Source organism: Microcoleus sp. PH2017_24_DOB_U_A, assembly GCF_020738205.1.
In the GTDB taxonomy this organism is placed as follows: domain Bacteria; phylum Cyanobacteriota; class Cyanobacteriia; order Cyanobacteriales; family Microcoleaceae; genus Microcoleus.
In genome coordinates this window covers 76938-87177 of sequence record NZ_JAEQCT010000071.1, presented here as the reverse complement: position 1 = coordinate 87177, position 10240 = coordinate 76938, and the positions used below count along the sequence as shown (strand labels likewise).

At 45.4% G+C, this 10240-nt stretch carries 9 protein-coding genes and 2 pseudogenes; 8 read left to right on the top strand and 3 right to left on the bottom strand.

Annotation, left to right across the window (positions count from 1 at the left end; genetic code table 11):
• The first annotated feature begins 98 nt into the window (after positions 1 to 98).
• From glpK to JGK07_RS20500, 4 genes are all read left to right on the top strand, one after another.
• Positions 99 to 1352 (top strand): glycerol kinase GlpK, encoded by a 1254-nt coding sequence (gene glpK / locus JGK07_RS20515; RefSeq protein ID WP_366934316.1) that lies wholly within the window; start codon positions 99 to 101, stop codon positions 1350 to 1352.
• 143 nt (positions 1353 to 1495) lie between these two features.
• On the top strand, positions 1496 to 1873 hold the full coding sequence (locus JGK07_RS20510; protein WP_293175717.1) for a c-type cytochrome: 378 nt from the start codon (positions 1496 to 1498) through the stop codon (positions 1871 to 1873).
• Between the two features lie 51 nt (positions 1874 to 1924).
• Positions 1925 to 2425 carry a DUF3122 domain-containing protein gene (locus JGK07_RS20505; protein ID WP_293175719.1) on the top strand — a complete coding sequence of 167 codons (501 nt, stop codon included), beginning with the start codon at positions 1925 to 1927 and terminating at the stop codon, positions 2423 to 2425.
• Between the two features lie 191 nt (positions 2426 to 2616).
• Positions 2617 to 2835: a hypothetical protein gene (locus JGK07_RS20500; protein WP_293175722.1), complete on the top strand. Its 219-nt coding sequence runs from the start codon at positions 2617 to 2619 to the stop codon at positions 2833 to 2835.
• Positions 2836 to 3020: 185 nt separating this feature from the next.
• Here the strand turns inward: JGK07_RS20500 and JGK07_RS20495 are convergent, their stop codons facing one another.
• Positions 3021 to 5936 carry a pentapeptide repeat-containing protein gene (locus tag JGK07_RS20495; RefSeq protein WP_293225669.1) on the bottom strand — a complete coding sequence of 972 codons (2916 nt, stop codon included), beginning with the start codon at positions 5934 to 5936 and terminating at the stop codon, positions 3021 to 3023.
• A gap of 410 nt (positions 5937 to 6346) precedes the next feature.
• Here JGK07_RS20495 and rplU point away from each other — a divergent pair, with 410 nt between their 5' ends.
• Entirely contained in the window at positions 6347 to 6739 is a 393-nt protein-coding gene (gene rplU, locus JGK07_RS20490) for a 50S ribosomal protein L21 (protein ID WP_293175726.1), read from the top strand.
• Positions 6740 to 6767: 28 nt separating this feature from the next.
• Complete coding sequence (gene rpmA, locus JGK07_RS20485) at positions 6768 to 7055, top strand: 50S ribosomal protein L27 (protein WP_193973153.1); 288 nt, start codon at positions 6768 to 6770, stop codon at positions 7053 to 7055.
• A gap of 360 nt (positions 7056 to 7415) precedes the next feature.
• Here rpmA and thiS read toward each other — a convergent pair whose 3' ends face one another.
• Entirely contained in the window at positions 7416 to 7628 is a 213-nt protein-coding gene (gene thiS, locus JGK07_RS20480) for a sulfur carrier protein ThiS (RefSeq protein WP_293189766.1), read from the bottom strand.
• A 99-nt stretch (positions 7629 to 7727) separates the two neighbouring features.
• Positions 7728 to 8772 (bottom strand): annotated as a pseudogene (locus JGK07_RS20475) (thiamine phosphate synthase).
• Positions 8773 to 8872: 100 nt separating this feature from the next.
• Between JGK07_RS20475 and JGK07_RS20470 the strand changes: the two are divergent.
• Both JGK07_RS20470 and JGK07_RS20465 read left to right on the top strand, forming a co-directional pair.
• Positions 8873 to 10056: pseudogene (locus JGK07_RS20470) on the top strand (RNA-guided endonuclease TnpB family protein).
• Between the two features lie 39 nt (positions 10057 to 10095).
• Positions 10096 to 10230, top strand: coding sequence for a hypothetical protein (locus JGK07_RS20465; protein WP_293189764.1), 135 nt, complete (start codon positions 10096 to 10098; stop codon positions 10228 to 10230).
• The last annotated feature ends 10 nt before the right edge of the window (positions 10231 to 10240 follow it).

Below are 10240 nucleotides of genomic sequence, written 5' to 3'. Positions count from 1 at the left end.
GAAAAAAATGTGCCTCAAATTTTAAGACTGAGATGTGCGTATTTAAATAATGACATCAAGCTAGGTGTTTCTACTTAGTCAAAAAGTGGGATGCTCCCATTACCAACCAGCGCGAGACTGCTATTGTTTGGGATAAGAATACGGGAAAATCCTACGGAAATGCGATTGTTTGGCAAGATACCCGCACTCACCAAATTTGTACTAGCTTAGCAGAAGTTGACGGCAAAGATCGATTTAGATCGCGCTGCGGTTTACCGCTAGCAACTTATTTCAGCGGCCCCAAAATTAAGTGGATGCTGGACAATATCGCTGGATTGCGGGAAGCGGCGAATCGAGGTGATGCGATTTTTGGCAATGTCGATTCTTTTATAATTTGGCATATGACAGGAGGCACGCACATTACCGATGTTACCAACGCCAGCCGCACAATGCTGATGGATTTGCAAACCCTCGATTGGGATGCGGAAACTTTGGAAATCATGGGAATTCCCCGCCGGATGTTGCCAGAAATTCGCCCTTCCAGTCAAGTTTTTGGACTTGCAAAAGGATTGCTCGAAAATGTTCCGATTGCTGCTGCTTTGGGAGATCAGCAGGCAGCTTTGGTTGGGCAAACTTGTTTCAGTGTTGGGGAGGCGAAAAATACCTACGGTACGGGCTGTTTTATGCTGCTGAATACTGGTGAGGCGATCGTCCCTTCAAACCACGGATTGCTGACAACAGTCGCCTACAAGATGGGAGAATCGCCCGCTGTGTATGCTTTAGAAGGCAGTATTGCGATCGCCGGAGCATTAGTCCAGTGGCTGCGCGACAACTTGGGCATCATCAACACATCTGCGGAAGTAGAAACATTAGCAAATACCGTCGAAGATAGTGGCGGAGTTTACATTGTACCTGCTTTTTCTGGACTCTACGCGCCCTATTGGCAAGACAGCGCGCGGGGAGTAATTGCAGGTTTAACTCGCTACGCAACTAAGGCACATATTGCGCGCGCAGTATTGGAAGCGACAGCTTGGCAAACGCGGGAAGTATTGGATGCGATGAATCAGGATTCTGGGGTGCAGCTTTTATCTTTAAAAGTAGACGGTGGGATGGTGGGAAATCACACGCTAATGCAGTTTCAAAGCGATGTTTTGGGAGTGCCTGTGGTGCGGCCTGTGGTAGCGGAAACTACTGCCCTGGGTGCGGCTTATGCGGCTGGTTTGGCGGTGGGTTTTTGGAGCCAACTAGCCGAATTGCGGGATAATTGGGCGGTGGATTGTATTTGGGAACCCCAAATGTCGATCGCACTTCGGGAGCAAAAATATCGGTTTTGGAAAAAAGCAGTTACGCGCACCTTCGACTGGGAAGAATGAATATATAGCCTTTCGGGCGGGCTAGAAGCCCTACCCACAAATAGAATAAAAATTAACTCTTTGTGGAACAGGCATCTTGCCTGTTCCGGTTATGGATTTAGTGCTATCATCAAATCTAGCAGTAATTAGAAAATTGCAAATAAATGATTTCGCCAAATAACTTAAAAAAAATCCTCACCCTCATCCTATTAATACTGACACTGGCATTTGCAGAAATTGCCACTAATTCCCAAAGTGCGATCGCAGATACAGCGACAACTCCGCCAACCGCAACCGCCCCCGAAGTCTTCAGCACCAACTGTGCAGGCTGTCACATCAACGGTAGCAACATTATCAGGCGCGGCAAAAACTTGAAACAAAAAGCCTTAAAAAAATACGGCATGGATTCAATCGCCAATATTTCAAATTTAGTAACCAACGGTAAAGGTATCATGCCCGCTTACAAAGATCGTTTGTCGGAACAACAAATTATTGATGTTTCCGCCTACGTGTTATCTCAAGCCGAAACTGATTGGAAATAAGAAGGACTAAAGTCCTCACTACGAACCGAACCTTCGTTGGAAGTATTAAATATGAAAAAAAATGATTTTTGGCGCCAGATTATAACTATTATTAGCTTGTGCTTGTATCTAATCCTAGCTATTAGCCCGCCCGCCTTCGCCTCAATTCACAAATATCCAGAAAGAGCAGACAGAGTAATGTTCCGCTCCGTACAAAGCCTGCGCGACACTCATGATAGAGCATGGCAAGTGGTTTTGTATAAGCGAGTACAGTCGGGATTGGTAAACTCCTTTAACCTGAGATTAGTAGGATTTCCCGGCACAGAATTGCAGCATCCTGTAGCGCTAACTGTTGCTGCGGGCGATCGCAAAATTGGTAAAGCCAAGGATATTTGGAGCGAGTCGGATTTGCCGATCAATGTCGGAGAATATGATTTTAAATCAATAATTATACAACTGGAAAGCAATCAACCTTTAAGGTTGAGTTTGCCTGTGAAAGGTGAAAAAGAAACTGGGTTGCTGGTTCCTCCTTTTGGTGTCAGAGAATGGCGACTGTTGTTAAATACCAAGTAAATATACTTGTTTTATCCGGTCTAAAGTTAAAATTCCTAGAGTTGTGTGTATCAAAAGCTACTACCCTCAAGTACGCCTTAAGGTAGATTTAACCGTATTTCAAGGTAATTTTGAAACAAACTCAATGTAGAGTTGGTCAAGTGATAAAACTCCATTGTTTATAACGTGCGTGTCTTCAGGGTGAAATTACTATGAGTTTAATCAGTACAATTGTCCGAAAAGCTTTGGAAACGGGTTATTTAACGGTTGAGGCCGAGGAACTGTTGCGCCAGCAGTTGCAGATGACTAAGTACGGTTTAGAAGATTTTGAGGCTTTTATTACCTTGCAAACTGAGGTGATGGAAGGTAGGGTAAGACAGCAGGCTTTGGAATTATTGCGATCGAATAACTGTTCTGCTGCTGTGGCTTGAGTTAAGGGCGATCGCGCTTTTGGGTAGATCGCGCTTTTGGATAGAATTAAGTGCGATCGATCTTCGTATATCAATAAGCCTTTTAGGGGCGGGCAAGATGTCCACCCCACAAGAAAATCCACTCTTTGTGGAACAGGCATCTTGCCTGTTCATAAAAATGATCCGCCAAGCCTTGAAAAATGTTTCTACTGCATTCCTAGCTGTTGCTTTAACCCTTCTGGCACATTAACGGTTATATCTAAACCTCGAATATTCTCCCACTTGGTATTTTCATCCCATTGGATATCTCCAAAAGTGCAATTGGTGAGGTTTGCGTGGCTGAGGTTTACCTCGCTAAGATTTGCGCGACTAAAGTTTACCTCGCTAAGATTTGCGCGACTGAAGTTTACCTCGGTGAGATTTGCCTCGATAAGGTCTAGGCCACTTAGGTTTGCACCAATGAAGTTTACCCCACTGAGTTCTGCGCCACGGAAATTTGCGTCGTGGAGGTTTGCGCGGCTGAGGTTTGCGTCGCTGAGGTCTGCGTCGCTGAAGTTTACCCCACTGAGGTTTGCGCCGATAAGGTTTGCGCCGATGAGGTTTGCACCACTGAAGTTTACCCCACTGAGGTTTGCGTGCCAGAAGTCTGCACCGACGAGGTTTGCGCCGCTGAGGTTTGCACCGCTGAAAAATATTTCAACAATTTGGAGAAAGCCAGAATCCCCAACACAACAGCTATAAGCGATGAGACGCAACAACCGACTTGCATCGTCGAGTTTACCTTCAGTATTAGGTTTCCCACAGGGATAAAACACCATTGTGTCTTTCAATTCATCTCTCTGCTGACCGTAACGGTGCAACTCCAACAGCAAAATCATCACATTCAAACCAGCGTAAATATCTATTTGTCGCTGCCCTAATTCTTGAGTTTTCAATTGTCCTCGCAGCAGCCGCAGCTTCTTTTGAGGCAAACTTTCCGGCAGCATATCAATAAATTCCCCATCGCACCACCGCTGATAAAAATCTTCCAGACGCTGGAATAACTCCATAGGGCGAAACCGACTTGCTTCCTCCGCACCAACCGGAGTTGTTAACAACCCCATCAAATATTCCACAATTTCTGCCGTCAGCGCCCCATAACCCAACAAATCATAAATCTCCCAATCCATATCAGAGTCTTTAGTATTAAATCCTCTACCTTTCTTTCCCGGTTCCGTCCACTCTTCCAGACTTTCTTTCAATCGTTCCGCACACAGAAATTCACCAAAACTCTTGTGTACAAACTCCACAGAACCTTCTTTACTGCCTTGCTGAAGATAAAAAACCGCCAAAGCATTTCTCAGCGGATTATCGCCAATCCGTTTTTGTGCTTCCTCAAGTAATGCTTTAACCGAGTTATCTGCTTTCAATCGTTCCTCAATCATCGCTACAGAAGCGCATTCCCCTCCCGACTGCACCACGCACAACCCTGCTTCTGTCAAGATGCGCCGCAAATCCTCTGTTTCCAATTCTGTCAAATCGCGATTGAGCAATTTAGACCGCTGTTCAGTGAGTACCCAATTCACCGCTTGATTGTAAATCAAAATTTTTGCTTGAGTGCTGTTAGTTCCTTGAAAATTTTCAACTTTCAAGATTCCATCCCGGTGCATCGCTGCTAACAGATAAAGCAATAGCGGTTCTCGCGCCAAGTCTGATTTCACCTGTTCAGGACAGCATTCATCTTCCAAAAACTGCTGAAAAGCTGAGGTTTTTGCAGCCCCAAATTGCACTTCCCATTTCCTCAACCACTGTTTCTGTAGTTCGTCATCCATCACCTGAATTTGGACTCGCTCCAAGTTGTCTGGCATTTGCCTTTCAATCCCTTGCAAAGCTAAAGTTCTGCCAGTAATCAAAACTCGGTGTCCCATTTCCGAACTCTGCTGACAATCACGCTGAAATTGCCCTACTTGCTTGAGAAATTGCTCTAAGCCTCCGCTGTTTCTCCCTTCCATCAGCAACTCGTCAAAGCCATCTAAGAAAAACAAATATCGCGTATTTCTATCCGTCAACCAGCCATTATCGCTAGTAAAACCCGCATTAACCGCATCTTTAAGCGTTTGCAGAAAACTATTTTGCAATTTGGGAATATCTCGCAATCGAATTAACACCGGAGTCCAAATTGGAAATAAATGTTGTCGTACCCAGTCAGCAAACATCCGACAAAAAACGCTTTTCCCGCGTCCTGGTCCAGCTTCGACGAACATCACCATATCTTGTTTCTGTTCATCCTCAAGCAATTGCTTTGCCCAAGTTTCTAAATCGAAAGCTGCTGCATCATTTATGGGCTTGCCATTTTTATCGATCGGCTTTGCCTTCAGCGGTACGTAGATATCCTTAAATGTAAACTCTTCAGCAAATACTTTTTCTTTTGGCTTATCGGCAATCTGCTCTTCCAGGTATTCGTCAATACTTTGATATTTCTGCTGTTCCTCCCGCCATTCGCTGAAAGAAGGCTGTCCGAGATGTTTCATAGCATCGCCGGAAACTGCCCAAGCTTCGATTAAATAACGGTGAGTATTAGCAGCAACTCTCTTTGTCAAAATCTTAGCTTGACTGCCTTCTAGTCCGGCTTGTTCCAGCCGCTGTGACAGCACTGCGTTAAATTCCTGAGCTAACATCGAATCGCGGAAGCAAATCACAGTTTCTTTAGCTGCTTTATCGCTCAATTCCAAATCCGCCAGTTTCTTAAGCAACTGTTTGACTTTATCAGAAACTGGAGTTTGCCCGATGCGATTTAACAAGCTTGCGTCTTGTTCAATAAATCCCTTAAAACTTTCGAGATAAGCCGCCTGACTGACGAGGAAAATGCACTCAGCTAAAGTCGGCTGCTCTTGAGTTTTTTCCATGAAAAATACTAGCAGTTTCGCCGCCATCCCGACAAATGGCAATCCAGTTCCCACAACTTGAGCTAAGGGAGAGTTCAAAACTTCTAGCAGCAAATTGCTATTATCTAGCCCTTGTTCTTTGAACATTTTCGCCAATTCTGCGGCTGCTTTTCCTGCTTCTCCGATTCCCTCGGCTGCTTCGGCGGAACACAGTTCTTTAATATCAGTAGTTAAGAGTTTAAATATGCGATTTGCCATTTTTACCCGCCGCGCTTTAGAATAGAGAGTCTGAGAAATTCTACATTCAACTCTCTAAACATTCCGTAAATAAATAAAATAGGACTTATGCACAGGTGGTCAGAAACCGGGTTTTTGCCCTTGATGTCGGCTGTAACGAAGGATCTCCGAAAAAACCCGGTTTCTTTGGTTTTGATGCGTAAGTCCCAAATCAGAAAATATCAAGTGCGTTTTAACTTGACAAAAATACCCGAATCAGCAATAATTGTAGATTGTCTGTCTAAATCCGGCTCGGATCAGGTTAAGACATTCCAAAAGCTGGAGAGCAGTCCACAGCCAAAAGTTATTAACAATTGACAACTGTCAACTGTCAACTGTCAACTGTCAACTGACTACTCAGCTACCTGTACGGCAATCTCAACAACCATCCCATGACTTACGCAATCATTGAAACCGGCGGCAAACAATTTCGGGTAGAACCAGGCCGCTTCTACGACATCGAACTGCTTCACGTCGAAGCTGAATCCAAAGTCACGATCGACAAAGTATTTCTGATCCAGCACGAAGACGATGTTCACATCGGCCAGCCTCTGGTAGAAAATGCCACAGTAGAAGGAACTGTGCTGCGGCATTTCCGGGGCCGCAAAGTCCTCGTCTACAAGATGAAGCCGAAAAAGAAAACTCGGAAGAAAAAAGGGCACCGTCAAGAAACAACTCGTTTTATGATTGACTCTATTACAGTCAATGGTGTTGTTTTGGCAGCGAGAGATTTAACTCAAGAAGTTGTTGAAGCTCCCCAAACCGGCGAAATTGAATCAGAATAAACAATAGTAAATACAGTTTGAGGATACTATGGCCCACAAGAAAGGTACAGGCAGTACACGTAACGGACGCGATTCTAATTCTCAGCGTCTGGGTGTCAAAAAGTATGGCGGTCAAGTTGTCAAAGCTGGCAACATTTTGATTCGTCAACGCGGCACGAAAGTTCACCCTGGTAATAATGTTGGTATCGGCAGAGATGATACTCTTTTTGCTTTGGTTGATGGTGTGGTGACTTTTGAAAGAAAGGGTAAGACTCGCAAGAAAGTCAGTATTTATCCTGTTGTAGCAGCACCTGTGGCTGAAGCTGTAGCAGTTTAATTTTATGCGTTCCTGGGTTTTGCCTGGGAATTCATAATATAGCCCTCCAAATTCAGGTACGTTGTTGGGCTTTAGCCCTCCAAATTCAGGTACGTTGTTGGGCTTTAGCCCTCCAAATTCAGGTACGTTGTTGGGCTTTAGCCCTCCAAATTAAGGTACGTAGCCAGAAATGGGGTTGTTAGGCTAGTAATTTGCTTTTTTTACAAGTCGAAAGAGGGCTGAAGCCCAACAACGTACCTGGAAGAGGGCTGAAGCCCAACAACGTACCTGGAAGAGGGCTGAAGCCCAACAACGTACCTGGAAGAGGGCTGAAGCCCAACAACTTACCTGGAAGAGGGCTGAAGCCCAACAACTTATCGGTTAGCCTCCTCCGACGATTGTCACAACTTCTAGGATGTCGCCCTCTTGTATTTTTGTGGTTTCCCAAAATTGTTTGTGCAGGATTTCGCCGTTGTACTCCACAGCTACTAAGCGCGGGTTTAATCCTAATTGTTCTAGTAATTTTGGTAACGGTGTGTCGATCGCACAATTGCGATTTTCTCCGTTAACTTGCAGCGCAATTTGATTTGTCATCACTCAAATATTATCAGTTTCAGGGCGGGTTTTGTACAAAAATTATATTTTATCCACAGAATTCGTGCACGAAACCCGCCCGATAAATCGCCAATCAACCTAGGTTGTCGCCTGCAAAGCTTTCTGAGCTTTCAGATGCTGCATCCGAATCAACTGCGAGATGAAAAATTGCGTGACTAAAGTAGGCTGTTCTGCATCCATAATCGATCGCACTGTGGCAACCCTTTGAGCTCCGGCATTCAACACTTCATCGAGGTTGTTGATGTCAATTCCGCCGATCGCAAACCAAGGAACAGGCGACTTACTAGCAGCATACCGCACGTAGTCCAAACCCGTCGCCGGCTTGTTTGCCTTCGTTGGAGTTTCGTAAACTGGCCCAACTCCAATATAATCTGCTCCCGCATCAATCGCTCGCTGCATTTCTTCGCTATTCGTCGTGGAACTACCGATGATCCGTCCCGGGCCGAGCAACTTGCGCGCTTCCGCTACAGACAAATCTTGCTGTCCTAAGTGTACGCCGTCAGCATCCGCGGCGATCGCCAAATCCACGCGATCGTTCACAATCAACAAAGCATCGTAGCGGTGACAAAGTTCGCAAAGCTGCCGCACATTCGCCAGCTTTACCCCGTCGTCTGAGGCTTTGTCGCGGTACTGCACCAACGTCACTCCGCCTTGCAAAGCAGCTTCCACGATTGTTAAAAAGTTGTATTTGGGGGAGGTTACAAGGTATAACTGCGATCGAAGTAACTGTTGGTAGCGCCGGTAAGCCAGCAAATCGCTTTCGAGAGTATACCGGATCGTAAACTTTACCGTACTCTTCCAGTACCCGCAAAGCTTCCTCCACCCGACAAAAATTCGCCGCCAGTAGCTGCTGAATGCTGCCACGCTGTTCTTCCTGCGGGTGAGTCAACTCCGTACCCGGATCTGCCGGCGTATCCCTAGCGCTGCGTAATTCTGGGGTGTGCCAAAAAGCCAATTCCTGGCGCAATTGCTTGCACACGAGGGCTAAATCGGCGCTGTTGAGACCAAACCTGCACCATTCTTCAATAATTCTCAACCCTTCGCGCGATCGATCTAGATTTGCATCTAAAATCCGGCAGAGGGCTGGCTGTGCCGGTAAAGTTCTGTTTTGTTTCTCGGTCATTCAGAAAAATTGGTAGAAACCCCGTCGTTCTACGACGGCTTTACAAAGATTTTACATTGAGTCTAGCGTAATATCACAATCGAAATGCTAGACTGTAAATATGACACTAAAAGCCTTCAGCTATCGATTCTACCCAACGCCGGAACAAGAAAGTTTGTTGCGACGGACAATGGGTTGCGCTCGTTTAGTATATAACCGTGCCTTGGCTGTAAGAACCGAGGCATGGTACAAAGACCAAAAACGAGTAGGGTATGCTGAGACTTCTAGTATGCTAACAGAATGGAAGAAAACTGAAGAACTAGATTTTCTCAACGAAGTTAGTTGCGTACCGTTACAGCAGTGTTTGCGTCACTTACAAACTGCTTACACTAACTTTTTTGATGGGCGGGCAAAGTATCCTAACTTAAAAAAAAACGAAACGGTGGTAGTGCAGAGTTCACCAAGTCGGCATTTAAGTTCAAGAATGGACAAGTCTATTTAGCAAAATGCGCGCAAGCATTGCCTATTCGCTGGAGCCGAACATTGCCGACGAGTGCGACACCATCAACTATCACCGTAAAGCTTTCCCCGTCTGGCAGGTGGTCGGTTTCTCTATTGGTGGATGTTGAGATTGAGGCGTTACCTCCTTCAGGCAATCAAGTTGGTATTGACTTGGGCATTACAAGTTTACTTGCTCTTAGTACGGGCGAAAAGATTGCCAATCCCAAAGGATTCAAGGTAAAATATCGCAAGTTGAGAAGAGCGCATAAAGCTTTAAACCGAAAGCTCAAAGGGTCAAACAACCGAGACAAAGCACGGATTAAAGTAGCGAGAGTGCATCAAGAAATCGCCGATGCAAGAAAAGATAACCTTCACAAGTTAACAACGCGGTTGGTGCGCGAGAACCAAACCATCGCCGTCGAGAATTTAGCTGTGAAGAATATGGTCAAGAACCGGAAACTAGCCCTAGCTATAAGCGATGCAAGTTGGGGTGAATTGGTCAGGCAACTTGAATACAAGTGCGATTGGTACGGTCGTACTTTAATCAAGATTGACAGATGGTTTCCGAGTTCAAAACGGTGTGGCAATTGCGGTCACATCGTTGAAAATCTGCCGTTGAATATCAGGGAGTGGGATTGCCCTCAGTGTAAAACGCACCACGATCGAGATATCAATGCGGCAAAAAACATTTTGGCGGCAGGACTTGCCGTATCAGTCTGTGGAGCGACCGTCAGACCCGAACAGAGTAAATCTGTTAAGGCTGGTGCGAAACCCCTCAAAGGGAAGAAGCAGAAACCTAAGTAGTGATGCTTAGGAATCCTCGCCGTTAAGAAGGCGGGGAGGATGTCAATCAGAACCACCTTGATTAAACTAAGTGCTAGCAGTCAAACTGCTACATTCTCCCATGCCCTCAAGATTGTGGTGAAGGCGATCGACCTAATTTTGCCATCAATGGATCTAAATTTGACAAATTTTTAAGTTTTATAGA